Source organism: Paraburkholderia sp. HD33-4, from assembly GCF_021390635.1.
Classification (GTDB): domain Bacteria; phylum Pseudomonadota; class Gammaproteobacteria; order Burkholderiales; family Burkholderiaceae; genus Paraburkholderia.
In genome coordinates this window covers 1,708,407-1,733,265 of the sequence record NZ_JAJEJS010000002.1, presented here as the reverse complement: position 1 = coordinate 1,733,265, position 24,859 = coordinate 1,708,407, and the positions used below count along the sequence as shown (strand labels likewise).

General features: G+C 65.6%; 20 protein-coding genes. 17 read left to right on the top strand and 3 right to left on the bottom strand.

Annotated elements, in window-relative coordinates; translation table 11 throughout:
- Nucleotides 1-206 precede the first annotated feature (206 nt).
- From L0U84_RS27980 to L0U84_RS27970, 3 genes are read left to right on the top strand one after another with little or no spacing between them, the layout of a single operon-like run.
- Nucleotides 207-1,382: a quaternary amine ABC transporter ATP-binding protein gene (locus tag L0U84_RS27980; protein WP_233854851.1), complete on the top strand. Its 1,176-nt coding sequence runs from the start codon at nucleotides 207-209 to the stop codon at nucleotides 1,380-1,382.
- Nucleotides 1,375-2,277, top strand: coding sequence for a choline ABC transporter permease subunit (gene choW, locus L0U84_RS27975; protein ID WP_233854849.1), 903 nt, complete (start codon nucleotides 1,375-1,377; stop codon nucleotides 2,275-2,277). The genes L0U84_RS27980 and choW overlap by 8 nt, the downstream gene beginning before the upstream one ends.
- A gap of 41 nt (nucleotides 2,278-2,318) precedes the next feature.
- On the top strand, nucleotides 2,319-3,317 hold the full coding sequence (locus tag L0U84_RS27970; RefSeq protein ID WP_233854847.1) for a GlxA family transcriptional regulator: 999 nt from the start codon (nucleotides 2,319-2,321) through the stop codon (nucleotides 3,315-3,317).
- A gap of 31 nt (nucleotides 3,318-3,348) precedes the next feature.
- Here the strand turns inward: L0U84_RS27970 and L0U84_RS27965 are convergent, their stop codons facing one another.
- Nucleotides 3,349-4,431 (bottom strand): GlxA family transcriptional regulator, encoded by a 1,083-nt coding sequence (locus L0U84_RS27965; protein WP_233854845.1) that lies wholly within the window; start codon nucleotides 4,429-4,431, stop codon nucleotides 3,349-3,351.
- Between the two features lie 337 nt (nucleotides 4,432-4,768).
- Between L0U84_RS27965 and L0U84_RS27960 the strand changes: the two genes are divergently transcribed.
- From L0U84_RS27960 to L0U84_RS27935, 6 genes are all read left to right on the top strand, one after another.
- A complete protein-coding gene (locus tag L0U84_RS27960) occupies nucleotides 4,769-6,163 on the top strand; it encodes an L-serine ammonia-lyase (RefSeq protein WP_233854843.1) in 1,395 nt (464 codons plus the stop codon).
- 58 nt (nucleotides 6,164-6,221) lie between these two features.
- Entirely contained in the window at nucleotides 6,222-7,466 is a 1,245-nt protein-coding gene (locus L0U84_RS27955) for a sarcosine oxidase subunit beta family protein (RefSeq protein WP_233854841.1), read from the top strand.
- 17 nt (nucleotides 7,467-7,483) lie between these two features.
- The gene (locus L0U84_RS27950) at nucleotides 7,484-7,807 is read left to right on the top strand and encodes a sarcosine oxidase subunit delta (protein WP_233854839.1); all 324 of its coding nucleotides are present in this window, start codon (nucleotides 7,484-7,486) and stop codon (nucleotides 7,805-7,807) included.
- On the top strand, nucleotides 7,804-10,806 hold the full coding sequence (locus tag L0U84_RS27945) for a sarcosine oxidase subunit alpha family protein (protein ID WP_233854837.1): 3,003 nt from the start codon (nucleotides 7,804-7,806) through the stop codon (nucleotides 10,804-10,806). Before L0U84_RS27950 ends, L0U84_RS27945 begins: the two co-directional genes overlap by 4 nt.
- On the top strand, nucleotides 10,796-11,452 hold the full coding sequence (locus L0U84_RS27940) for a sarcosine oxidase subunit gamma (RefSeq protein WP_233854835.1): 657 nt from the start codon (nucleotides 10,796-10,798) through the stop codon (nucleotides 11,450-11,452). The genes L0U84_RS27945 and L0U84_RS27940 overlap by 11 nt, the downstream gene beginning before the upstream one ends.
- 88 nt (nucleotides 11,453-11,540) lie before the next feature.
- Nucleotides 11,541-11,804, top strand: a complete 264-nt coding sequence (locus L0U84_RS27935) for a hypothetical protein (protein WP_233854833.1) — start codon at nucleotides 11,541-11,543, stop codon at nucleotides 11,802-11,804.
- A gap of 12 nt (nucleotides 11,805-11,816) precedes the next feature.
- Here L0U84_RS27935 and ampC read toward each other — a convergent pair whose 3' ends face one another.
- The gene (ampC, locus tag L0U84_RS27930) at nucleotides 11,817-12,998 is read right to left on the bottom strand and encodes a class C beta-lactamase (RefSeq protein ID WP_233854831.1); all 1,182 of its coding nucleotides are present in this window, start codon (nucleotides 12,996-12,998) and stop codon (nucleotides 11,817-11,819) included.
- A 277-nt stretch (nucleotides 12,999-13,275) separates the two neighbouring features.
- On the opposite strand from ampC, the gene fdhA reads away from it, so the two are divergent.
- Nucleotides 13,276-14,475, top strand: coding sequence for a formaldehyde dehydrogenase, glutathione-independent (gene fdhA, locus L0U84_RS27925; protein WP_233854829.1), 1,200 nt, complete (start codon nucleotides 13,276-13,278; stop codon nucleotides 14,473-14,475).
- 110 nt (nucleotides 14,476-14,585) lie between these two features.
- Here fdhA and L0U84_RS27920 read toward each other — a convergent pair whose 3' ends face one another.
- Nucleotides 14,586-15,581, bottom strand: coding sequence for a GlxA family transcriptional regulator (locus tag L0U84_RS27920; RefSeq protein WP_233854827.1), 996 nt, complete (start codon nucleotides 15,579-15,581; stop codon nucleotides 14,586-14,588).
- Nucleotides 15,582-15,999: 418 nt separating this feature from the next.
- Between L0U84_RS27920 and L0U84_RS27915 the strand changes: the two genes are divergently transcribed.
- Genes L0U84_RS27915 through L0U84_RS27885 form a run of 7 tightly spaced genes read left to right on the top strand, consistent with a single transcriptional unit; the run spans nucleotide 16,000 to nucleotide 24,823 of the window.
- Nucleotides 16,000-17,274 (top strand): serine hydroxymethyltransferase, encoded by a 1,275-nt coding sequence (locus L0U84_RS27915; protein ID WP_233854825.1) that lies wholly within the window; start codon nucleotides 16,000-16,002, stop codon nucleotides 17,272-17,274.
- 18 nt (nucleotides 17,275-17,292) lie between these two features.
- Complete coding sequence (locus L0U84_RS27910) at nucleotides 17,293-18,264, top strand: dipeptidase (protein WP_233854817.1); 972 nt, start codon at nucleotides 17,293-17,295, stop codon at nucleotides 18,262-18,264.
- A 34-nt stretch (nucleotides 18,265-18,298) separates the two neighbouring features.
- Entirely contained in the window at nucleotides 18,299-18,838 is a 540-nt protein-coding gene (locus L0U84_RS27905; RefSeq protein WP_233854815.1) for a DUF5943 domain-containing protein, read from the top strand.
- A 25-nt stretch (nucleotides 18,839-18,863) separates the two neighbouring features.
- Complete coding sequence (locus L0U84_RS27900) at nucleotides 18,864-20,927, top strand: NADH:flavin oxidoreductase (protein ID WP_233854805.1); 2,064 nt, start codon at nucleotides 18,864-18,866, stop codon at nucleotides 20,925-20,927.
- 2 nt (nucleotides 20,928-20,929) lie between these two features.
- Nucleotides 20,930-22,855, top strand: a complete 1,926-nt coding sequence (locus L0U84_RS27895) for a (Fe-S)-binding protein (RefSeq protein WP_233854803.1) — start codon at nucleotides 20,930-20,932, stop codon at nucleotides 22,853-22,855.
- A 7-nt stretch (nucleotides 22,856-22,862) separates the two neighbouring features.
- A complete protein-coding gene (locus L0U84_RS27890) occupies nucleotides 22,863-24,047 on the top strand; it encodes an electron transfer flavoprotein subunit alpha/FixB family protein (protein ID WP_233856838.1) in 1,185 nt (394 codons plus the stop codon).
- Nucleotides 24,044-24,823 (top strand): electron transfer flavoprotein subunit beta/FixA family protein, encoded by a 780-nt coding sequence (locus tag L0U84_RS27885; RefSeq protein WP_233854801.1) that lies wholly within the window; start codon nucleotides 24,044-24,046, stop codon nucleotides 24,821-24,823. Before L0U84_RS27890 ends, L0U84_RS27885 begins: the two co-directional genes overlap by 4 nt.
- Nucleotides 24,824-24,859: the final 36 nt, after the last annotated feature.

Below are 24,859 nucleotides of genomic sequence, written 5' to 3'. Positions count from 1 at the left end.
CTCTGTCGCGACACACGCCGCGCGCTGGTCAATCCGCGCCAATCCCTTCTCCCATAAGGCTTTCCTCGCCGCGTCGAGTGCTCATGGCGCGCCCGGGTGTCGCATTTCCACATGTGGTTGTCGGAATTAGTCGGCTAGTCGCACTTTTTTCTGGCAACTATGTAGGCACAGCGCGGACGGACGTCCGCAAGCGAGGAGAGCAACCGATGAATTCCCCCAAGGTCGTGGTCGAAGGGCTGTGCAAGGTCTTCGGCAGTAACCCGAAACAGGCGCTCGCGATGCTGGCCGGCGGCGCCACGAAAGAGGAGGTGTTTGCCCGCACCGGCCAGATCGTCGGCGTTCACAACGCGTCGTTCGAGGTTCGCGAGGGCGAGATCTTCGTGCTGATGGGCCTGTCCGGCTCAGGCAAGTCGACGCTGATTCGCCTGATCAATCGGCTCGTCGAGCCGAGCGCCGGCAAGGTGCTGATCGACGGCCGCGATGTTGCGAGCGTGCCGCGCGCCGAACTGACAGCGCTGCGCCGCAAGGATATGAGCATGGTGTTCCAGTCCTTCGCGCTGATGCCGCAGCGCAACGTGCTGGCCAACGCGGCGTTCGGGCTCGAAGTCGCGGGCGTCGGGCGCAAGGAGCGCGAGGCGCGGGCGCTGACGGTGCTCGAGCAGGTCGGGCTCGCAACGTTCGCGCACAAGCTGCCCGCCGAGCTGTCGGGCGGCATGCAGCAGCGCGTCGGGCTCGCGCGGGCGCTCACGGTCAACCCGTCGCTGATGATCATGGACGAGGCGTTCTCCGCGCTCGATCCGCTCAAGCGCAAGGAGATGCAGAACGTGCTGCTCGATCTGCAGCGCGAGCAGCAGCGCACGATCCTGTTCGTGTCGCACGATCTGGAGGAGGCGATGCGCATCGGCACGCGCATCGCGATCATGGAGGGCGGGCGCGTCGTGCAGATCGGCACGCCGCAGGAAATCATCAAGAACCCGGCCGACGACTACGTGCGCGCGTTCTTCGAAGGCATCGACACGAGCCGCTATCTGACGGCCGGCGATCTGATGCAGACCGACGCCGTGCCGCTGATGCATGCGCCGCAGGTCGATGCGGCGAGTGTGGCCGCGACGCTGAACGGCAGCGCCGACTACGCGTTCGTGCTCGACAGCGAGCGCAGGCTCCGCGGCTTCGTGTGCCGCGACGCGACGGGCAGCGCGTCGCCGCGGCTCAACCAGATCGAATGCATTCACCGCAGCACGCCGCTCAACGACGTGGTCGAGCGCGTGGCGGCGAGCCGCGCGCCGCTGCCGGTCGTCGAAGCGGACGGCTCCTACTGCGGTTCGATCAACCAGACGAACGTGCTGAACGTTCTTACGCGCCATCGAGGTTCACATGTCTGAAGTCATTCCACTTGGCGCCTGGGTCGATCACGGCGTTCACTACCTGCTCGATCACGATGCCCAGACCTTCGACACGATCGGCAAGGTCATCGAAAGTTTCGCCGCGGCGGTCGAGCACGGTTTGCAGGCCGTGCCGATGTGGGCGCTGATGGCGTTCTTCGTCGGCATCGGCTTGTGGCGGGTCGGCTGGCGCTTCGCGCTGTTCACGCTGGCGGCGCTGCTGTTGATCTACGGCACCGGCTTCTGGGATCAGATGGTGATCACGCTCGGCCTCACGCTGTCGTCGACGGTGATCAGTCTCGTGCTTGGCGTGCCGCTCGGCATCTGGATGGCAAAGAGCCGCACCGTCGAAATGGTCGTGCGCCCGGTGCTCGATCTGATGCAGACGATGCCCGCATTCGTCTATCTGATTCCGGCCGCGATGCTGTTCGGCCTCGGCCGCGTGCCGGGCATCCTGTCGACGGTGATCTTCGCGATGCCGCCCGCGGTGCGTCTGACCGCGCTCGGCATCAAGCACGTGAATCACGAAATCGTCGAAGCGGGGCAGGCGTTCGGCTGCACGCCGTGGCAACTGCTGTACAAGGTGCAGTTTCCGAACGCGCTGCCGTCGATCATGACCGGCGTGAACCAGACCATCATGATGGCGCTGTCGATGGTGATCATCGCGTCGATGGTCGGTGCGGGCGGTCTCGGCAACGACGTGCTCGCGAGCATCCAGCGGCTCGATATCGGGCTAGGCTTCGAAAGCGGCATGTCGGTCGTGATGCTGGCGATCATCCTGGACCGCATCACCGAGAGCTTCGGCCGGGCGCCGGGCAAGGCACGCGCACCGCTGTTCGCGGGATTGCGCAATGCACTGAGAGTGCGCCGGGAACCGGCGGCGCAACACGGCTGATACGCTGATACGCTGATCAGATGCACCTGTCCGACGAGCCTATGAAACGCGATGCAATCGCCGCAGCCGAAGCCGAAGCAGATGCGCGCCTGTCCGCGGTCGCGCACGTAGGCTTCCTGACGCTGCCGAACTTTTCGATGATCGCGTTCACGAGCGCGGTCGAGGTGTTGCGCATGGCGAACTACGTGGGCCGCGCGCAGCACTACCGGTGGTCGGTGATCACGCCGGACGGCGAGCCGGCGAGCGCGAGCAATGGCATCACGGTGAAGCCGACCACCACGCTCGCCGAGGCCGGCATGCCGGATCTGCTGTTCGTGTGCGCGGGCTGGCACGTGCGCGAGTATGTGAACGACGCGGTGATCGCGTTGCTGCGCGAGGCGGCCGCGCACCGCGTGCCGCTCGGCGGCATCTGCACGGGTCCGTATGCGCTGCTCGCGGCCGGGCTCCTCGACGGCTATCGCGCGACCGTGCATTGGGAGGACATGTCGCCATTGCACCAGCGCTATCCGCACGTGCATTTCGACGACGAACTGTTCGTGATCGACCGTGACCGGCTGACCTGCACCGGCGGCACCGCGCCGCTCGATCTGATGCTGCATCTGGTCGGCATGCGGCTGGGGGCCGCGGTGGCCGCGCAGGTGTCGGAGCAGTTCATCGTCGAGCGGATTCGCGGCTCGACCGACTACCAGCACATCCCGGTCGACGCGCGGGTCGGCCTGTCGCGGGCCGAACTGATCGAAGTGGTGCGGCTGATGGAAGCGAACATCGAGGAGCCGCTCTCGCTCGATGAACTCGCGCGGCTCGTCAACCTGTCGCAGCGCCATTTGCAGCGAATGTTCAAGCTGTTCCTGAACGTGTCGCCGACGCATTACTACCTGAGCCTGCGGTTGCGCCGCGCGCGCGACCTGCTTCGCAATACCGACACATCGATCGCGCGCGTGACCACCGTGTGCGGTTTTCATTCGCCGTGTCATTTCAGCAAGGCGTATCGCGCGCAGTTCGGGCATGCGCCAAGCGTCGAGCGGCGCTCGTCGGAGTAGCGCGCGCGGGGCTCTTGCATGCCGCGCGAATTCAGATTGCCTGCGCGCGGCCCGGAAACGTTTCGTCGTAGCACGAGCCGTCGTCGGCTTGCGCCGCTGTGCCGCGCTGCTCTCGATACATCATCGGCGGCACGCCGAACTGTTTGCGGAATTCCCGTCCCAGGTGCGAGGCGTCCGAAAAGCCGCAGCTCGACGCGATATCGGCGACGGTCTTGTCCGAACTCGTCAACAGCCACGCGGCGGTGCGCAGGCGCACCAGCTTCGCGTAGGCCTGCGGCGCCTTGCCGGTCTGCGCCTTGAACAGCCGTTCCAACTGGCGCGGCGACAGATCGAGCTTGCGCGCCAGTTCATCGAGCGACAGCGCGCGGCCTACGTGCTGCTCCATCAGCAGAATCGCGCGCTTCACCTTCGGATGCGAGGCCGGCGCGAGACCGGGCGGATGCGGCTGCGGCGCGTTACCTTTCTGCATGTCGTCGACCAGCAGGATGCGCAGCGCCTTCTGCACCGTGGCGGTTTCGAAATGCCGCAGCAGGATCGCGGCGGCGACGTCGATCGATGCGCGCCCGCCCGAACACGTGATGCGCCGCCGGTCGATCACGAACAACCGGTCCGCGACCAGCATCTGTTCGTCGACCGACGGAAAGCGCTCGATGAAATCCCAGTAGTGAAACCAGCTCACGCAGATTCGATAGCCGTCGAGCACGCCCGCGCGCATCAGCGAAAACACGCCGGTGCACATGCCGACCAGCGTCGCGTCGCGGGCGGCGGCGCGACGGATGAACGCAAGCGTCGCCTCGCTCGCGGCCGGCCCCGAGTGCAGCAATCCGCCGACCACCACCACGTAGTCGAACTTCTCGGCGGTGTCGAAGGTTTCCCACGGCGTGATCTGGATGCCGCAACTCGCGCGCACCGGAGCAAGGGTTTCCCCGATCACGCTCCACGAACAGCGCACCGGCTTGCTGAAGTCGCCTTCGTCGGCGGACAGGCGCAGCAGGTCGACGAAACCGGAGAAAGCGGTCAGCGTGAAGTTCGGCAGCAGGATGATGCCGAAGCGGATGCGCTGCTTCGTGGCAGTGTCGAGCGAGGGAGGGACGAGCGTTTCAGCGGAATTCATGCGCGCGGCGGATCGGCGAAAAGAGCTGCGAAAGAGGAACGAAGGTTACCCGAATGGGTGAAGACAAGCATAGCACCGCGGACCCTCGGCAATGCCGGTCGTAATCGGAGCGCCTGTCGCAAATGCGTCGCAAGCCATCGCAAATGCGTCGCGACGCCTGGCGGGCGGCCCGCCCCGAGGCTCACTTGACGATGCCATCCCACCGCGATGCCGTTTTTATTCTATCGATCCGGGCCGCCGTGCGGTGCAATAGGCGCACATTCCATCCGGGCGCCCGAATCAGGTTGAAGCGCTTCCGGCCATCGCAATGTTCAGGACACAACGCACAAGGCAAGCCATGAACGTCAGCGTCTTCGATCTGTTCAAGATCGGCATCGGTCCGTCCAGCTCGCACACGGTCGGGCCGATGATCGCCGCGTGCCGCTTCGCGTCACATATCGAGGACGCGAATCTGCTCGGCTTCGTGCGGCGCGTCAGAGCCGAGCTGTTCGGCTCGCTCGGCGCGACCGGCAAGGGCCACGGCAGCGACAAGGCGGTGCTGCTCGGGCTCGAAGGCAATCTGCCCGACCGGCTCGATCCCGACCTGATCGAGCCGCGGTTGCAGGCGATCCGGGCGACGAGGCAACTCGTGCTGCTCGGCAAGCATCCGGTCGCGTTCGACGAGCGCGAGCATATCGGCTTCTACCGCAAGCTGATGCCGGGCGCTCCGGGTTCGGGCTTCGCGCATCCGAACGGCATGCGCTTCCAGGCCTTCGACGAAAACGGTCAACTGCTGGTCGAAAAAGAGTATTTCTCGATCGGCGGCGGCTTCGTCGTCAATCGCGACGGCGATCGCGTGAACGGCCAGCGCACGAGCACCGAGGTGCCGCATCCGTTTCGCACCGGCGCCGATCTGATGCGCGTGTGCCGCGAAAGCGGTCTGTCGATTGCCGAAGTGACGCTGCGCAACGAATGCGCGACGCGTTCCGAGGCCGAAGTGCGCGAAGGCCTGCTGGCGATCTGGCGCACCATGGCCACGTGCGTCGAGCGCGGATGCAAGGTGAGCGGCGAGTTGCCCGGCCCGATGCACGTGAAGCGCCGCGCGGCCGAGCTGAGCGAGCGTCTGCGCGCACGCTCCGAAGAATCGCTGCGCGATCCGCTGTCGATGCTCGACTGGGTCAACCTGTACGCGATGGCCGTCAACGAGGAAAACGCCGCGGGCGGCCGGGTCGTCACCGCGCCGACCAATGGCGCGGCCGGCGTGATTCCGGCGGTGCTGCACTACTACGTGAAGTTCATGCATGCGGCGAACGACGCCGGCATCGTCGACTTCCTGCTGACCGCCGCGGCGATTGGCATCATCTACAAGGAAACCGCGTCGATCTCCGGCGCCGAAGTGGGCTGCCAGGGTGAAGTGGGCGTGGCCTGCTCGATGGCCGCCGCGGCGCTCGCGGCCGTGATGGGCGGCACGCCCGCGCAGGTCGAGAACGCCGCCGAAATCGGCATGGAACACAACCTCGGCATGACCTGCGACCCGGTCGGCGGGCTCGTGCAGATCCCGTGCATCGAGCGCAACGCGATGGGCGCGATCAAGGCGATCAACGCGGCGCGCCTCGCGATGAAGGGCGACGGCAAGCACGTGGTGTCGCTCGACAGCGTGATCCGGACCATGCGCGAGACCGGCGCCGATATGAAGACGAAATACAAGGAGACGTCGCGCGGTGGCCTCGCCGTGAACGTCATCGAATGTTGAACCTCCCGCAATACCAGCAAAACCGCATCAGCATCAGCAAACCCGCAAAGGACCGACGATGAGCCGCTATTCGATATTCAGCCTGCTGCGCAACGGAATGTCGTATCACGAGAACTGGGAGCGGCAATGGCGCAGCCCCGAGCCGAAGCGTGAGTACGACGTCGTGATCGTCGGCGGCGGCGGGCACGGTCTCGCGACCGCGTACTACCTCGCGAAGGAGCACGGCGTGCGCAACGTCGCGGTGATCGAGAAGGGCTGGATCGGCGGCGGCAATACCGCGCGCAATACGACGATCGTGCGCTCGAACTATCTGTGGGACGAATCCGCCGCGCTCTACGAGAAGGCGATGAAGCTGTGGGAAGGGCTCTCGCAGGATCTGAACTACAACGTGATGTTCAGCCAGCGCGGCGTGATGAATCTCGCGCATACGCTGCAGGACGTGCGCGACACCGAGCGCCGGGTCAACGCGAACCGCCTGAACGGCGTCGACGCCGAATTCCTCACGCCCGCGCAGATCAAGGAACTCGAGCCGACCATCAATCTGAACAGCCGCTATCCGGTGCTCGGCGCGTCGATCCAGCGGCGCGGCGGCGTGGCCCGGCACGATGCGGTGGCTTGGGGTTTCGCGCGCGGCGCGGATCAGGCCGGCGTCGATATCGTGCAGAACTGCCAGGTCATCGGCATTCGCCGCGACGGCAGCCAGGTGACGGGCGTCGAGACCACGAAGGGCTTCATAAAGGCGAAGAAGGTCGCGGTAGTCGCGGCCGGCAACACGTCGACGCTCGCCGATATGGCCGGCGTGCGGCTGCCGCTCGAAAGCCATCCGTTGCAGGCGCTGGTGTCCGAGCCGATCAAGCCGGTCGTCAACACGGTCGTGATGTCGAATGCGGTCCACGCGTATATCAGCCAGTCCGACAAGGGCGATCTGGTGATCGGCGCGGGCGTCGATCAGTACACGGGCTTCGGGCAGCGCGGCAGCTTCCACATCATCGAGGGCACGCTCGAAGCGATCGTCGAAATGTTCCCGGTGTTTTCTCGCGTGCGGATGAACCGGCAGTGGGGCGGCATCGTCGACGTGTCGCCGGACGCGTGCCCGATCATCAGCAAGACCGATGTGAAGGGGCTGTATTTCAACTGCGGCTGGGGCACGGGCGGCTTCAAGGCGACGCCCGGTTCCGGATGGGTCTTTGCGCACACGATCGCGAAGGACGAGCCGCATCCGTTGAACGCGCCGTTTTCGCTGGATCGGTTCTATACCGGTCATCTGATCGATGAGCATGGCGCTGCCGCCGTGGCCCACTAAGCGACAAGGAGACACAAATGCTTTTGATCGAATGCCCGTGGTGCGGTCCCCGCGCCGAAACCGAATTCTCCTGCGGCGGCGAGGCGGACATCGCCCGCCCGCTCGACACCGAATCGCTCACCGACAAGGAATGGGGCGACTATCTGTTCATGCGCAAGAACTCGCGCGGCGTGCATCGCGAGCAATGGTTCCACACCCAGGGCTGCCGCCGCTGGTTCAAGGCGCAGCGCGACACCGTCAGTTACGCGTTCCAGGGCTATCAGACGTTCGAGCGACCTTTGCTGGCGCTGGACGGTAACGATGCACAGGCAGGCAACAAGCAAGAGGGCAAAGCATCATGAGCCAGAAAGACCGACTCCCGACCGGCGGGCGCATCAACCGCGCGATCGCGCTGAGCTTCACGTTCAACGGCGTCGAATATCAAGGCTTTCAGGGCGATACGCTCGCGTCGGCGTTGCTCGCGAACGGCATGCATTTCGTCGCGCGCAGCTGGAAATATCATCGGCCGCGCGGCATCGTGACCGCGGGCGTCGAGGAGCCGAACGCGGTCGTGCAACTGGAGACCGGCGCCTACACCGTGCCGAACGCGCGGGCCACCGAGGTCGAGTTGTATCAGGGGCTCGTCGCGAGCAGCGTGAACGCGAAACCGAGCATCGAGAAGGACCGCATGGCGATCAACCAGAAGATCGCGCGCTTCATCCCGGCGGGCTTCTACTACAAGACCTTCATGTGGCCGCGCAAACTCTGGCCGAAGTACGAGGAAGCGATTCGCGACGCGGCCGGTCTCGGCACCGCGCCGCAACACCGCGACGCGGACCGCTACGACAAGTGCTTCGCGCATTGCGACGTGCTGGTGGTCGGCGGTGGCCCGACCGGGCTCGCGGCTGCGCATGCGGCGGCCTTGTCCGGCGCGCGCGTGACGCTCGTCGACGATCAGCCCGAACTCGGCGGTACGCTGCTGTCGTGTGGCGCGGAGATCGACGGCAAGCCCGCGTTGAAGTGGGTGCAGAAAATCGAAGACGAATTGCGGCAAATGCCCGACGTGAAGATCCTGAGCCGCAGCACCGCGTTCGGCTATCAGGACCACAACCTCGTCACGGTCACGCAGCGTCTGACCGATCATCTGCCGGTGTCGCAACGCAAGGGCACGCGCGAGCTGCTGTGGAAGATCCGCGCGAAACGGGTGATTCTGGCGACCGGCGCGCATGAACGGCCGATCGTGTTCGGCAACAACGATCTGCCCGGCGTGATGCTCGCGTCGGCGGTGTCGACCTATCTGCATCGCTACGCGGTGCTGCCGGGGCGCAACGCGGTCGTGTTCACCAACAACGACGACGGCTATCAATGCGCGCTCGACCTGAAAGCGGCCGGCGCGCAAGTGACCGTCATCGATCCGCGCGCGGGCGAATCGAAGGGCACGCTGCCCGTGCTCGCGCGCCGCCATGGCATCAAGGTGATGAGCGGCACGGTCGTCACGGCCGCGCACGGCAAGCTGCGCGTCGCGTCGGTGTCGCTCGCGTCGTACGCGAAAGGGCAGATCACGGGGCAACAGGGCGAGCTGCCCTGCGATCTGCTCGCGATGTCGGGCGGCTGGAGCCCGGTGCTGCATCTGTTCGCGCAGTCGGGCGGCAAGGCCCATTGGCATGACGACAAGGCCTGCTTCGTGCCGGGTAAAGCGGTTCAACCCGAGACCAGCGTCGGCGCCTGCGCCGGTGACTTCACGCTCGGCCAGGGCATCCGTTTCGCGGTCGACGCCGGCGTCGAAGCGGCGCGCGCGGCCGGGCACATCGTCGCGCGGCCGAAGCCGGTGCAGGTCGCCGAACTGAGCGAAGCGAAGCTGGAACCGCTGTGGCTCGTCGGCGGACGCGAGCTGGCCACGCGCGGGCCCAAGCAGTTCGTCGATTTCCAGAACGACGTCGCGGCGGCCGACATCTTCCTCGCGGCGCGTGAAGGCTTCGAATCCGTCGAACACGTGAAGCGCTACACCGCGATGGGTTTCGGCACCGACCAGGGCAAGCTCGGCAACATCAACGGCATGGCGATTCTCGCGCAGGCGCTCGGCAAGACCATTCCCGAGACCGGCACGACGACGTTCCGGCCGAACTACACGCCGGTCACGTTCGGCACGTTTGCCGGGCGCGAATTGGGCGAATTGCTCGACCCGGTGCGCAAGACCGCGGTGCATGAATGGCATGTGGAAAACGGCGCGGCGTTCGAGGACGTCGGCAACTGGAAGCGTCCGTGGTACTACCCGAAGGCGGGCGAGGACATGCACGCGGCGCTCGCGCGCGAATCGCTCGCGGTGCGCACGAGCGTCGGCATTCTCGATGCGTCGACGCTCGGCAAGATCGACATTCAGGGCCCCGACTCCGCGAAGCTGCTGAACTGGGTATACACGAACCCGTGGACCAAGCTCGAAGTCGGCAAGTGCCGCTACGGCCTGATGCTCGACGAAAACGGCATGATCTTCGACGACGGCGTGACCGTGCGCCTCGCCGAGCAGCACTACATGATGACGACTACCACCGGCGGCGCCGCGCGGGTGCTCACGTGGCTCGAGCGCTGGCTGCAGACCGAATGGCCCGACCTGCGCGTGCGGCTCGCGTCGGTCACCGATCACTGGGCAACTTTTGCGGTGGTCGGACCGAAGAGCCGCAAGGTGCTGCAAAAGATCTGCGACGACATCGACTTCGCGAACGACGCGTTCCCGTTCATGACGTATCGCGAAGGCACCGTCGCGGGCGCGGCGGCGCGCGTGATGCGCATCAGCTTCTCGGGCGAACTCGCTTATGAAGTGAACGTGCCGGCCAACGTCGGACGCGCGGTGTGGGAAGCATTGATGGCCGCGGGCGCGGAGTTCAACATCACGCCGTACGGCACCGAGACGATGCACGTGCTGCGCGCTGAGAAGGGCTACATCATCGTCGGCCAGGATACGGATGGCTCGATGACGCCGCACGACCTCGGCATGGGCGGGCTCGTCGCGAAGTCGAAGGACTTTCTCGGCAAGCGCTCGCTCGCCCGCTCGGACACCGCGAAGGCGGGGCGCAAGCAACTGGTCGGGCTGCTATCGGAAGATGCATCATTCGTGATACCCGAGGGTTCGCAGATCGTCGCCGGTCCGTTCCAGGGCGACACCGCGCCGATGCTCGGGCACGTCACGTCGAGCTATTACAGCCCGATTTTGCAGCGCTCGATCGCGATGGCGGTCGTCAAGGGCGGTCTCGACAAGATCGGCACGACCGTCACGATTCCGCTCTCGAGCGGCAAACAGATCTCAGCGAAAATCGCGAGTCCGGTGTTCTACGACAGCGAAGGAGCACGTCAACATGTGGAATGAAACAGGCGGAACGGTGTCGATAGTGGACCGCACGCTCGGGCGGCAAAACGGCGCGTGGCAGGAGTCGCCGCTGGTCGGCGCGCAAGGGCTGCTGAAGCAGCATCAGGCCAACGCGACTGCCGCGTTCCGGCTCGGCGAGCGGCCGTTTCTCGAACTCGTGAACGTGCGCGGCGATACGCGCGACGCGGCGTTCATTCGCGCGGTGGAACAGGTGATTGGCTGCAAGCCGCCGGAGAAGGCAAATACCGTCGCGCGCGGCAACGGCTACGACATGGTGTGGCTCGGTCCGGACGAATGGCTGGTGCGTTCGGAAGCCGCGCACGATGCGACGCGCACGGCGCCGTTGCAGGCGAAGCTCGGCGCGGCGTTCGCGGGCGTGTTCGCCTCGGCGGTCGATATCGGCAGCGGCTTTACGGTGCTCGAAATCACCGGCGCGCGGACGCGCGACGTGCTCGCGCGGGGCTGTCCGCTCGATCTGCATCCAAAGCTATTCGGCGTGGGGCAGTGCGCGCAGAGCCATTATTTCAAGGCGTCGATCACGTTGCTGCCCACGGGCGCGGACAGTTTCGACATCGTCGTGCGCCGCAGCTTCGCGGACTACTTCGTCAGGATCATGCTCGACGCCGCCGAGCCGCTGATGTCCTGATCGACGAGCCGATCGCTCCGCTGATACACGGCGGCCCGTGTGTGCAGGCACCGGCCGCCGCTTGCTTCGATTCTTCTTCATCTTCGCCATGACGTCGACACGTGTCGCCACCGCGCGTCTCACGGCGCTCGCGTGCGATCAGCGCGATGCCGGCGCCGCGCTCGCGCTGCTCGATCAGAGCATCGCGCTGCGTCATCGGCGCATTGCGCTGATCCGCTATCTGCTCGCGCGGGAGCTCGGTGCGCCGCTCGAAGCGCGGCATCACGCGTACGTCGAGAAAATCGCGGCCCGCCTGAGCACGGATGCGCTTGCGCGGATCGCCGGCGCCGCGCGTGCGCGGCTGCGGACCTAGGTTCACTGCCTGTCACTGCTTGCCGCCATCCAGCGCCGTGAGGATCTGATGCGCGGCGCTCACCCGCGCTTCAATGGGGAAATTGCGGTTGGCGAGCATCACGATGCCGAGGCGCTTTTGCGGCACGAACGCGACATACGCGCCGAAGCCGTTGGTCGATCCGGTCTTGTTGATCCAGACGTTCTGCTGCGGCGGCAGCGGCGGCTTGATTGCGCTCGACGGCGAGCCATCGAGGGCCATCTGCATTGAATTGCCGGCCAGCAAGGTCGGCAATGCGACCGGATACGGGTACTGCTCCCAGATCAGATCCTGGGTCAGCACGCCGGCCTGGAAGTAGCCGGTATGCGTGTCCGTGATCGCGCGCTGGAACTGACTGTCGAGCGGGATCAGGTTCATGTTCGCCTGCACGAACCGCAGCATGTCGGCGGCGGTCGATTTCACCCCGTACGCTTCGGCGGAAATCACGCCGCCCGTCAGGCGGATCGGCGCACCGTCTTTCGTATAGCCCTGCGCGTAGTCCGGCATTTTCGCCGCGGGGACATCGATGTAGGTGCTCTTCATGCCGAGCACCGGAAACACGCGCTGCTGCATCAGCGCGGTGAAGTCCTGCCCCATGGTCTTCGCGGTGATCAGGCCCAGCGTGCCGATGCCGGGATTCGAGTAGGTGCGGAACGTACCGGGCGCATGAGCGGGCTGCCAATCGTGGAAGTACCGCAGCAGTTGCGCGTCGTTGTGGATGTCGTCCGGCACCTGGAGCGGCAGACCGCCGGGCGTATGCGTGCCGAGGTTCAGCAGGCTCACTTTGCCGAACGGCCGGCCGCGCAGCGTGGGCAGATACCGCTCGGTGCCGTCGGACAACGACAGCTTGCCGTCGAGCTGCGCATACGAAGCGAGCGTCGCCGTGAAGGTCTTGCTGACCGAGCCGAGTTCGAACAGCGTATCGCGGGTGACCGGCTTGGCGGTTTGCGTCGATGCGACGCCGTAGTTGTACACGTAGGGCTTGCCGTCCTCGATCACGCCGACCGCCATGCCGGCGATATGGTACTTCGCCATCATCGGCCGGATCGCGGCATCGACGGCGGACTGCAGTTGCGCGGTGCCGGGCTCGGCCGCGTGGCCGGCGGGTGAGCTCGCGTACAGCGTGAACAGCGCGAACGTGGCGGTTGTTATCAGTTTGAGCGCTCGGGTCTTCATGGCAAACGGGGCCTTGGTCGGGAGTGTGAATCGGCGCAGCGCCGATTCGATCGAGGCTGCACTATCCGACTTTTGCGAACCGCTGGCAAACGAGGATATGTTGCGCGGGGGTAAAGAAAAAGTTGTGGGCACCAGCGCGGGCGATACCGCCGTTGTCGGTTGCAGCCAAACGCGTGTCGTGTTCGGCACAGGCGTCGCCGCGGGCGGCCGCTACGCTGGTGAAACGGCGCGCCATGCAGCGTGCGGGCGCGCCGCTCACGAACATGGAGACGAGACAATGAGCAGCAATCGCGGCGTCGTGTATCTGGGGCAGGGCAAGGTCGAAGTGCAGTCGATCGATTATCCGAAGATGGTCGATCCACGCGGCCGTTCGATCGGCCACGGCGTGATACTGAAGGTGGTGAGCACGAATATCTGCGGTTCCGATCAGCACATGGTGCGTGGCCGCACGACCGCCGAGGTCGGCCTCGTGCTCGGGCACGAGATTACCGGCGAAGTGATCGAGGTAGGGCGCGACGTCGAGACACTGAGCGTCGGCGATCTGGTGTCGGTGCCGTTCAACGTCGCGTGCGGACGCTGCCCGACCTGCAAGGCCCAGCATACCGGCGTGTGCCTGAACGTGAATCCGTCGCGCGCGGGCGGCGCGTATGGCTATGTCGACATGGGCGGCTGGATCGGCGGCCAGGCCGAATACGTACTGGTGCCATACGCGGACTTCAATCTGCTGAAATTCCCGGACCGTGCGCAGGCGATGGCGAAGATCCGCGACCTGACCTGCCTGTCCGACATTCTGCCGACCGGCTATCACGGCGCGGTGATGGCCGGCGTAAAGCCCGGCGCGACCGTCTATATCGCTGGCGCGGGGCCGGTCGGCATGGCGGCGGCCGCGTCCGCGCGGCTGCTGGGCGCGGCCTGCACGATCGTCGGCGACATGAACGAGGCGCGCCTCGAGCATGCGCGCAAGATGGGCTTCCAGACCATCAATCTGTCGAAGGACGCGACGCTCGGCGAACAGATCGAGCAGATCCTCGGCAAACCCGAAGTGGATTGCGCGGTGGACTGCGTCGGCTTCGAAGCGCACGGCCACGGCAGCAACGGCTCACACGAGGAAGCCCCGGCCACGGTGCTCAATTCGCTGATGGAAATCACCCGCGCGGCTGGCGCGATCGGCATTCCCGGACTCTACGTGACCGACGATCCGGGCTCGGCCGACGCCGCCGCGCGCCGGGGCAGCCTCAGTTTGCGTTTTGGCCTGGGCTGGGCCAAGTCGCATTCGTTCCACACCGGGCAGACGCCGGTCATGAAGTACAACCGCGATCTGATGCAGGCGATCCTGTGGGATCGCTTGCCGATCGCCGATATCGTCAACGTGACGGTGGTGTCGCTCGACGATGCGCCCGAGGGCTACCGGCAATTCGACGGCGGCGCGCCGAAGAAGTTTGTGATCGACCCGCATGGGCTATTGAAGGCGGCTTGAGGTTCGCTGGCCGCTAAAGCGCTGCGTGGCCTGCTGCGCACGCATCGCTTGAAGCGACGCACGCGCTGAACGGATACCCCGTTCAGCGCGTGCGTTCATTTGTTCATCGATCAAGCCGCCAACACCGGCGCGCTGGAGAGCGAAGGCGCCTGCTTGCGACGCTCGCGCGTCGGCGCGGTGCCGAACGCGTCGCGATAGCTCTTCGAGAAGTGGCAGGCCGACTGGAAGCCGCACGCCATCGTGATGTGCATGATCGACATGTCGGTTTGCAACAGCAGTTCGCGCGCGCGCCGCAGGCGCAGCGTCAGGTAATAGTGCGTGGGCGTCATGCCCAGATGCTCGCGGAAGAGGCGCTGCAACTGCCGTTGCGACATGCCAGCGAGCCGCGCCAGTTCCTCGCGCGACAGCGGCTCCTCGATGTTGTTCTCCATCAGCGAAATCACTTCGAACAGCGACTTATTGGCCGAGCCGAGCCGCGCGACGAGCGGCATCTTCTGCTGCGCGCTGGTGTCGCGCACGTGTTCGACGATGAACTGCTCGGCGATCTGCGTGACTCGCGCGGTACCGACGCGCGGCGCGATCAGGTTCAGCATCATGTCGAGCGGTGCGACGCCGCCGGTGCAGGTGACACGATCGCGATCGATCACGAACAGCTCTTTCAGAAAGCGCGTATCGGGAAACTCCTCCTTCAGCGCCGACATGTTTTCCCAATGAATCGCGCACGCATAACCGGCCAGCAGGCCGGCGCGCGCGAGCGCATAGGTGCCCGTGCACAGGCTGCCGAGCACGCAGCCCATGCGTGCGAAACGGCGCAGCGCGGACAGATGCTCGGCGGTGGTGGAGCGCTGCACGTCGATGCCGCCGACCACGAACACGATATCGGGTTGCCCGACGCATTCAACCGGACCCGTGTCGACGGATAGTCCGTTGCTCGCCATGACCGGTCCGCCCTCGGGACTCACGATCGACCAGCGGTAAAGCGGCTGGCCCGTCAGATAGTTCGCCATGCGCAGCACTTCGATCGCGTTCGTGAAGGCGATCATCGTGAAGTTGGGAACCGGCATGAATGCGAAATGCGACAACGATGCCGTGCGATCGGTGGACATGGGAACGGGAAATCCTGATGTGAATGTCGCGTCGCCGTGGGGAGGGCGACTAGCTTAATTCTGAGGATCAGGGCAACTACCGTGCCATCAGGCTAAACCCTCGGATGCTGCGCACAAAGCCTGGAATATCTAAGCAATCAACTGATGGAACCGCTTCCGCCCGGCACCAGAACGGCGCCGCAGCGCCGGGGCGGCGCACCCGATCGGCGCAGCGAGTCTGCGTTGTAGTGCAGCGCCGGGCGCGCGGAGCACGCCGACTTGTCGAAAAAGGACGCGCATGGCGGAAAAGGCAAAGAACGCGTCTGAATTCGTAAATCGACGCGCGCGGCGGAGGTCAAGAATAGATCCAAGGCAAAGCGGTGGCGTTAGCCCGCCAGCAAGCCGCAGCGGCCTCCCGTCAACGTCTTACGGACCTTCCATGTCGAACCCGAATCCCTTCTTCGAAGACTCGCTACCGGCGCGCGATCCGGCGGTGCGCGGCGCCATTCTGAAAGAGCTCGAGCGTCAGCAGTCGCAGATCGAGCTGATCGCGTCGGAAAACATCGTATCGCGCGCAGTGCTCGACGCCCAGGGTTCCGTGCTGACCAACAAGTATGCGGAAGGGTATCCGGGCAAGCGGTACTACGGCGGTTGCGAATACGTGGACGAGATCGAGACGCTCGCGCTCGATCGTATCAAGCAACTGTTCGACGCGAAGTTCGCCAACGTGCAGCCGCATTCCGGCGCGCAGGCCAACGGCGCGGTGATGCTGGCGTTGACGAAGCCGGGCGATACGGTGCTCGGCATGTCGCTCGACGCGGGCGGCCATCTGACGCACGGCGCCAAGCCCGCACTGTCGGGCAAGTGGTTCAACGCGGTGCAGTACGGCGTGCGGCGCGACACGATGCTGATCGACTACGAGCAGATCGAGGAACTGGCGCAACAGCACAAGCCCACGTTGTTGATCGCCGGTTTCTCCGCCTATCCGCGCGCGCTCGACTTCGCGCGGCTGCGCTCGATCGCCGACGGCGTCGGTGCGAAGCTGATGGTGGACATGGCGCATATCGCCGGTGTGATCGCGGCGGGCCGTCATGACAACCCGGTCCCGCATGCGCACGTGGTCACGTCGACCACCCATAAGACCTTGCGGGGTCCGCGCGGCGGCTTCGTGCTGACCAACGACGAAGAGATCGCGAAGAAGATCAACTCCGCCGTGTTCCCGGGCTTGCAGGGCGGCCCGCTGATGCACGTGATCGCTGGCAAGGCGGTCGCCTTCGGCGAGGCGCTGCAGCCCGGCTTCAAAACCTATATCGATAGCGTGCTCGCGAACGCGCGGGCGCTCGGCGACGTGCTGAAAGCGGGCGGCGTCGATCTGGTGACGGGCGGCACCGACAACCATCTGCTGCTGGTCGATCTGCGGCCGAAGGGGCTCAAGGGCAACCAGGTCGAACAGGCGCTGGAGCGCGCGGGCATCACCTGCAACAAGAACGGCATTCCGTTCGATACGGAGAAGCCGACCGTCACCTCCGGCATCCGCCTCGGCACGCCGGCCGCCACGACGCGCGGTTTCGGCGTCAGCGAGTTCCGCGAGGTCGGGCGTCTGATCGTCGAGGTGCTCGATGCGCTGCGTGCGTCCCCCGAAGGCGATACCGCAACCGAACGACGCGTGCGCCGCGAGATTTTCGCGCTGTGCGACCGCTTCCCCATCTACTGAGTACGCGTGGAGCAAACGATGAGTCAATTGCACGAGAACAGCATCATCATCGACGGGCTGAACATTTCGAAGTTCGAGCGCTCGGTGTTCGAGGACATGCGCAAGGGCGGCGTGACCGCGGTGAACTGCACGGTGTCGGTCTGGGAAAGCTTTCAGAAGACCGTCGACAACATCGCCGAGATGAAGCAGCAGATTCGCCAATACAGCGAGATTCTCACGCTAGTGCGCACCACCGAAGACATCTTCCGCGCGAAGAAAGAGAACAAGACCGGCATCATCTTCGGCTTCCAGAACGCGCATGCGTTCGAGGACAACCTCGGCTATATCGAGGCGTTCAAGGATCTCGGCGTCAACGTCGTGCAGCTTTGCTACAACACGCAGAACCTCGTCGGCACCGGTTGCTACGAGCGCGACGGCGGTCTGTCCGGTTACGGGCGCGAAGTGATTCAGGAGATGAACCGCGTCGGCATCATGGTCGATCTGTCGCATGTGGGCGGCAACACGTCGTCGGAGGCGATCGCGGCGTCGAAGAAGCCGGTCTGCTATTCGCATTGCTGCCCGTCCGGGCTCAAGGAGCATCCGCGCAACAAGAGCGACGAGCAGCTGAAGGAGATCGCGGATGCGGGCGGCTTCGTCGGCGTGACGATGTTCGCGCCGTTCCTGAAGCGCGGACCGGATGCAACCGTCGAGGACTACATCGAGGCGATCGACTACGTGGTGAACCTGATCGGCGAAGACCAGGTGGGCATCGGCACCGATTTCACCCAGGGCTACAGCACCGAGTTCTTCGACTGGATCACGCACGACAAGGGCCGTTATCGCCAGTTGACGAATTTCGGCAAGGTCGTGAACCCCGAAGGCATTCGCACGATCGGCGAGTTTCCGAACCTCACAGCGGCGATGGAACGCGCCGGCTGGAGCGAGACGCGCATCCGCAAGATCATGGGCGAAAACTGGGTACGGGTGTTCGGCGAAGTCTGGAAGGTGTGAGCCTTTTTGCAACGGATAAAAACGGAGTTCCCACATGCAACCTCAACTGCCCATCGACGTGAATCCGGACACCGGCGTCTGGACCACCGACGCGCTGCCGATGCTGTACGTGCCGCGTCATTTCTTCACCAACAACCACGTCGCCGTCGAGGAAGCGCTCGGCCGCGACAAGTACGCGGAGATTCTCTACAAGGCCGGCTACAAGTCCGCGTATTTCTGGTGCGAGAAGGAGGCGAAGCAGCATGGCCTTGCCGGCATGGCGGTATTCGAGCACTACCTGAACCGTCTGTCGCAGCGCGGCTGGGGTCTGTTCAGGATCATCGAAGCCGATCCGGCGAGCTCGCATGCGCGCATCGAACTGCGCCACTCGTCGTTCGTGCTCGCGCAGCCGGGCAAGACCGGCAAGCTCTGCTACATGTTCGCCGGCTGGTTCGCGGGCGCGATGGACTGGGTCAACGATACGGCGCCCGACGGCGCGCGCAAGGGGCCGCCGTCGCAATCGAAAGAAGCACGCTGCGCGGCGGAAGGACACGAGCACTGCGTGTTCGAAGTGTCGCCGCTCTCCTCAATCTAAACCGGGCATTCCGAGGTCGATCGCGATGCGTTACCCGAACCTTTTCAAGCCACTCACGTTGAACAAGCTGACGCTGCGCAATCGCATCGTCAGTACCGCGCATGCGGAGGTCTATGCGGAGCCGGGCGGCCTGCCCGGCGATCGTTATATCCGCTACTACGAGGAAAAGGCCAAGGGCGGCGTCGGACTCGCCGTATGCGGCGGCTCGAGCCCGGTGTCGATCGACAGCCCGCAAGGCTGGTGGAAGTCGGTCAATCTCGCCACTGATCGAATCGTCGATCCGCTCGCGCGGCTCGCCGAAGCGATGCATGCGCATGGCGCGAAGATCATGATTCAGGCCACTCACATGGGACGCCGTTCGGCGTTTCACGGCGAGCACTGGCCGCATCTGATGTCGCCGTCGGGCGTGCGCGAGCCGGTGCATCGCGGCAACGCGAAGATCATCGAGGTCGAGGAGATCCGCCGAATCATCGGCGACTTCGCGGCGGCCGCGAAGCGCGTGAAGGATGCGGGCATGGACGGCATCGAGATCTCGGCCGCGCACCAGCATCTGATCGACCAGTTCTGGAGCCCGCGCACCAACTTCCGTACCGACGAATGGGGCGGCTCGCTCGAAAACCGTCTGCGTTTCGGCGTCGAAGTGTTGCAGGCGGTGCGTGCGGAGGTGGGCGCCGACTTCTGCATCGGCCTGCGCATGTGCGGCGACGAATTCCATGAGGACGGGCTCAATCACGAACAGCTGAAGGAAATCGCCCAGGCGATGAGCGAGAGCGGTCTGATCGACTATCTCGGCGTGATCGGCTCCGGTGCCGACACCCACAATACGCTCGCCAACTGCATGCCGCCGATGGCGCTGCCCCCCGAGCCATTCGTGCATCTCGCGGCCGGCATCAAGCAGGTCGTCAAGGTACCGGTGATGCACGCACAAAGCATTCGCGACGCGGGCCAGGCCGAGCGGCTGCTCGCGAGCGGCATGGTCGATCTGGTCGGCATGACGCGCGCGCAGATCGCCGATCCGCATATGGTCATCAAGATCCGCGATGGCCGCGAGGATGAAATCAAGCAGTGCGTCGGCGCGAACTACTGCATCGACCGTCAGTACAACGGGCTCGACGTGCTGTGCGTGCAGAACGCCGCTACTTCGCGCGAAGCGACGATGCCGCACGTGATCACGAAGTCGCGTGGGCCGAAGCGCAAGGTCGTGGTGGTCGGCGCGGGCCCGGCGGGGCTCGAAGCGGCGCGCGTCGCGAAGTCGCGCGGTCACGACGTGGTGCTATTCGAGAAGAACGACTGCGTGGGCGGCCAGATCATGCTGGCGGCGAAGGCGCCGCAGCGCGAGCAGATGGCGGGCATCGTGCGCTGGTTCGACATGGAGACGAAGCGCCTCGGTGTGGACCGCCGTCTCGGTGTCGCCGCCGACGAGCAGACCATCATGGCCGAGAAGCCCGACATCGTCGTGCTCGCCACCGGCGGTTCGGCGTTCACGTCGCAGGTTCCGGCGTGGGGTGTGGACGCGGGGCTCGCGGTCAGTTCGTGGGACGTGCTGGCCGGCAGAGTCGAGCCGGGCAAGAACGTGCTCGTGTACGACGGCGTCAGCACGCATGCGGGCGCGGGTGTCGCCGATTTCATCGCGAGCCGCGGCGCGAACGTGGAGATCGTCACGCCCGACGTGAAGGTTGCCGACGACGTCGGGGGCACCACGTTCCCGATCTTCTATCGCCGTCTGTACGCACAAGGCGTGATCCATACGCCGAACTACTGGCTCGACAAGGTGTACGAGGAAGACGGCAAGAAGATCGCCGTGATCCGCAATGAGTACACGGAGGAGCAGGAAGAGCGCGCGGTCGATCAGGTGGTGATCGAAAACGGTAGCACGCCGAACGACCAGCTTTACTGGAAGCTGAAGCCCGAATCGCTCAATCGCGGCCAGGTCGACGTGCACAAGCTGTTCGCGTCCGAACCGCAGCCGTGTCTGGATGAAGAACTCGGCAACGGCCGCTTCCTGCTGTTCCGCGTCGGCGACTGCATTTCGATGCACAACATTCACGGCGCGATCTACGACGCGCTGCGCCTTTGCAAGGATTTCTGACGATGAGCCCCGTGTTTGTCATCACCGTCCTGCTGTGGGTGTCGATGGCCGGCCTCGCGTTCGCGCTGGCGCGCCGCGCCGCCTACTGGCGCGAAGGCCGCGCGAGCGTCGCGGGCGCCTATGGCTGGACCAATCTGCTCAAGATCCCGAAACGCTACTTCGTCGACCTGCATCATGTGGTCGCGCGTGATCCGTATATCGCCCGTACGCACGTCGCCACGGCCGGCGGAGCGATCCTCGCGATGGCGCTGGTGTTCGTCAACTACGGACTCGCGATCTACTCGGCGTGGCTCGACAAGCTGATCTTTCTCGCCGCGCTGGCGATGCTGATCGGCACGGTGTTCGTCTGGCGCCGCCGGCACGGTGCGAAGACGGTGCCGGCGCGGCTCTCGCGTGGACCGTGGGATCAGTTGCCGTTGCTGCTCGGCGCGTTCGCGCTCGGTCTCGCGCTGTTCATCGCGCTGCCGGCGACGGCGATGTCCGGCGCGCTCGCGGTGCTCGTCGCGCTGCTGATCGCGGCGGGCGCGTTCACGATGACGTTCGGCGCGGCGCGCGGCGGGCCGATGAAGCATGCGTTGGCGGGTCTGCTGCATCTCGCGTTTCATCCGCGTCAGGAGCGCTTTGCCGATGCCACCGCGGCGCGTAACGCTAGCGACGCCGTACCGCCCACCGCGCTGAAAGCGCCGCTGCTCGACGCGAAAGAATATGGTGTCGGCAAGCCGGTCGAGTTCCGCTGGAACCAGCTGCTCAGCTTCGACGCCTGCGTGCAATGCGGCAAGTGCGAAGCGGCGTGCCCCGCGTTCGCGGCGGGTCAGCCGCTCAATCCGAAGAAGCTGATCCAGGATCTGGTGACCGGCATGGTCGGCGGAACCGACGCGCAGTACGCGGGCAGCCCGACGCCCGGCATTCCGGTCGGCAAGCATGGGGGCGCCCCAGGCAAGCCGCTGATCTCCAGTTTGATCGAAGCGGACACGCTGTGGTCCTGCACGACCTGCCGTGCCTGCGTGCAGGAGTGCCCGATGCTGATCGAGCACGTCGACGCGATCGTCGACATGCGCCGCAATCAGACGCTCGTCGAAGGCAACGTGCCGGGCAAGGGGCCGGCGACGCTCGCGAATCTGCGCGAGACCGGCAGCATCAACGGCTACGACATCGGCGCGCGCTACGACTGGGCCGTCGATCTGCAGGTGCAGGTCGCGCAGCCGGGCCGTCATGTGGACGTGCTGCTGATCGCCGGCGAAGGCGCGTTCGACATGCGCTATCAGCGCACGCTGCGTGCCCTCGTCAAGGTGCTGAACCGCGCGGGCGTCGATTACGCGGTGCTGGGCGGCGTCGAAACCGACACCGGAGACACCGCGCGGCGGCTCGGCGACGAAGCGACGTTCCAGCAACTGGCCGGTGCGCTGATCGGCACGCTCGCGCAGTACTCGTTCACGCGCATCGTCACCGCCGATCCGCATGTGCTGCACAGCCTGCGCAACGAGTATCGGGCGCTCGGCGGCTTCTATCAGGTGCAGCATCACACGGCGCTGATCGACGAACTGATCGCGAGCGGCAAGCTGTCGCCGCGCGCGGCCGCCGCCGTCGCGGAGCGCAACATCACGTATCACGACCCGTGCTATCTGGGCCGCTACAACGGCGAGACGGAGGCGCCGCGCCGCGTGCTGAAGAGCATCGGCATCAAGGTAATCGAGATGGAGCGGCACGGCCTGCGCGGGCGCTGCTGCGGTGGTGGCGGAGGCGCACCGTTGACCGATATTCCCGGCAAACGGCGGATTCCCGATATCCGTATCGACGACGCGCGCGCGAGCGGCGCCGAAATCGTCGCGGTCGGCTGTCCGAATTGCACGGCGATGCTCGAAGGGGTGGTGGGGCCGCGACCGGAAGTGCTGGACGTGGCCGAACTGGTCGCCGCGGCGCTGGAGTAACGCGATGATGAATACGCTCAAACGAATCGATCCACGCCGGCCGTTCACGGTGACGGCACACGGGCTCCGGCGCATCACGCTCGGCGTCGTCGGCATCGCGGGCGCTGACGGTGGCACGCTGGCGGACGCACGTCACGCCGCGCATCTCGAACAGCCGAAACCTCGCCGCACGACGCTCACGCCGCATCACGTACTGCTGGTCGCGGCGCACACGGACCGGGGCGCGCTCGATGAACATGCGCGCCAGACGCTCGCGGCCGCCGCGCTGATCGCGGACGCGCACACCGAAGTCGTGCTGCTGGTGTTCGGCGAATTCACCGGCGATGCCGCCGCGCTCGGCGCCGACAAGCTGATCGAATTGCCGATGTTCGATCGCCGTATGTACGCACCGGCCGATGAACTGAACGCACTGGCCGCCTGCATCGCGGCCTACTCGCCAGCCCATGTCTTCGTGCCCGACAACGCGACCGGCGACGGTGACCTCGGCCGGCGTTACGCGGCAGCCGTCGATGCAAGCGTCGCGACGCACGTCGTCGAGATCGATGCCGGGCATGTGTCCACTTACATCCGCGCGAATACGGCGTACGCGAGCCGCGCGCTGCCCGAAGTCGTGCTGCTCGAGCCGAATGCGGTCGATCCGAAGCTGCCGTTCGTCGGCGCGGGCGAGCGAGTCGCGTGGCGCTTCGACCGTGAGGCGGACAGCGCGGTCGCGCAACCCGCGATACGCGATCTCGGCATCGACGAAATCGACGCGGCGCAGGTCGCGCTGGAAGAGGCGGATTTCATCGTGTCGGCGGGCAACGGCGTGAGTGACGTGCCCGCGTTCGAGCGGCTTGCGACGACCCTCGGCGCGGCGATCGGCGCGAGCCGCGTCGCCGTCGACGACGGCAAGTTCACGCGCGACAAGCAGATCGGCGCGACGGGTAAGACCGTCGAGGCGAGCGTCTATATCGCGTTCGGCATCTCCGGCGCGGTGCAGCATCTGCAGGGCATCAAGGATTGCCGCCATGTGATCGCGGTCAATCTCGACGCGAGCGCGCCGATCGCCAAACGCGCGAATCTGACCGTGATCGCGGACGCGCAGGAAACCATCGCGGCGCTCAACGAGGCGGCGGCCGCGGCGCGCGGCGCGCGCGCGACTTCGGCCGCGCTGCTGCAACCGGGCAAGCTTGCCGAGGGAGTGTTCGCATGAAGATCGCCGTGCTGGTTTCAATCGGACGTCATCCGGTCAGCGGCGTCGCGCGCTACAGCCGCAACGATGCGGCGGCGTTGACGCTGGCGCTGTCGCTCGCCAGAACGCATGGTGCGACACTCGACGTGCTGCACGCGGGCGATCCGTCGAGCGCCGCGTTGAACGAGTATCTGGCGCTCGGCGCGGGTTCGGTCGAAGTGCTCGACATGCCGGCGGACGCCGATCCGGCGCCGCAACTCGCCGCGCGTTTGCGCGGCTACGAACTGGTGCTGACCGGCACGCGCGCCGAAGGCGGCTTCGATAGCGGCATGCTGCCGTATCGCGTCGCGCATGCGCTGGCGGTGCCGCTCGTCGGCGCCGCCGTCGATCTCGCACTGCGCGACGGTTGCGCGCAGGTCCGGCAGTTCATGCCGAAGGGTTTGCGACGACGCGTCGAAGTGCGGCTGCCCGCCTTGATCGCCGTGCATCCGCTCGCGAACGTCGCGACCTCGTACGCGTATGCACGGCTGCGCGAAGGCACGATCGAGCGCGCCGTTGCGTCGGGCGCCGCCGCGCGGCACGCCAACACTCCCGCACAGTCCGCATGGACCGTCGGCCCCGTCACCGCGAAACCGGTGCGGCTCGCCGCTGCCGAAAAGCGCTCGGGCCACGCCCGCATGCTGTCGGCGACGACGACCGAGAGCCGCGGCGGCAGCGTCGTAATTGAAGGGAGTTCCGTCGAAAAAGCACAAGTGATTCTCGCGTATTTGCGCGAGCATCAACTGGTGGATTACTGAATTCCAGTTCGGCCAGCATGCGCCAGGAGGGCCTGG

Bases quoted from the DNA above. Each gene is read 5' to 3' on its own strand.
- L0U84_RS27900 (WP_233854805.1), top strand. From the start codon at position 18,864: ATGCGTTACCCGAACCTTTTCAAGCCACTCACGTTGAACAAGCTGACG.
- choW (WP_233854849.1), top strand. From the start codon at position 1,375: ATGTCTGAAGTCATTCCACTTGGCGCCTGGGTCGATCACGGCGTTCAC.
- L0U84_RS27905 (WP_233854815.1), top strand. From the start codon at position 18,299: ATGCAACCTCAACTGCCCATCGACGTGAATCCGGACACCGGCGTCTGG.
- L0U84_RS27935 (WP_233854833.1), top strand. From the start codon at position 11,541: ATGACGTCGACACGTGTCGCCACCGCGCGTCTCACGGCGCTCGCGTGC.
- L0U84_RS27945 (WP_233854837.1), top strand. From the start codon at position 7,804: ATGAGCCAGAAAGACCGACTCCCGACCGGCGGGCGCATCAACCGCGCG.
- L0U84_RS27970 (WP_233854847.1), top strand. From the start codon at position 2,319: ATGAAACGCGATGCAATCGCCGCAGCCGAAGCCGAAGCAGATGCGCGC.
- L0U84_RS27955 (WP_233854841.1), top strand. From the start codon at position 6,222: ATGAGCCGCTATTCGATATTCAGCCTGCTGCGCAACGGAATGTCGTAT.
- L0U84_RS27910 (WP_233854817.1), top strand. From the start codon at position 17,293: ATGAGTCAATTGCACGAGAACAGCATCATCATCGACGGGCTGAACATT.
- L0U84_RS27960 (WP_233854843.1), top strand. From the start codon at position 4,769: ATGAACGTCAGCGTCTTCGATCTGTTCAAGATCGGCATCGGTCCGTCC.
- L0U84_RS27890 (WP_233856838.1), top strand. From the start codon at position 22,863: ATGAATACGCTCAAACGAATCGATCCACGCCGGCCGTTCACGGTGACG.
- L0U84_RS27895 (WP_233854803.1), top strand. From the start codon at position 20,930: ATGAGCCCCGTGTTTGTCATCACCGTCCTGCTGTGGGTGTCGATGGCC.
- fdhA (WP_233854829.1), top strand. From the start codon at position 13,276: ATGAGCAGCAATCGCGGCGTCGTGTATCTGGGGCAGGGCAAGGTCGAA.
- L0U84_RS27915 (WP_233854825.1), top strand. From the start codon at position 16,000: ATGTCGAACCCGAATCCCTTCTTCGAAGACTCGCTACCGGCGCGCGAT.
- L0U84_RS27885 (WP_233854801.1), top strand. From the start codon at position 24,044: ATGAAGATCGCCGTGCTGGTTTCAATCGGACGTCATCCGGTCAGCGGC.
- L0U84_RS27965 (WP_233854845.1), bottom strand. From the start codon at position 4,431: ATGAATTCCGCTGAAACGCTCGTCCCTCCCTCGCTCGACACTGCCACG.
- L0U84_RS27940 (WP_233854835.1), top strand. From the start codon at position 10,796: ATGTGGAATGAAACAGGCGGAACGGTGTCGATAGTGGACCGCACGCTC.
- L0U84_RS27950 (WP_233854839.1), top strand. From the start codon at position 7,484: ATGCTTTTGATCGAATGCCCGTGGTGCGGTCCCCGCGCCGAAACCGAA.
- ampC (WP_233854831.1), bottom strand. From the start codon at position 12,998: ATGAAGACCCGAGCGCTCAAACTGATAACAACCGCCACGTTCGCGCTG.
- L0U84_RS27920 (WP_233854827.1), bottom strand. From the start codon at position 15,581: ATGTCCACCGATCGCACGGCATCGTTGTCGCATTTCGCATTCATGCCG.
- L0U84_RS27980 (WP_233854851.1), top strand. From the start codon at position 207: ATGAATTCCCCCAAGGTCGTGGTCGAAGGGCTGTGCAAGGTCTTCGGC.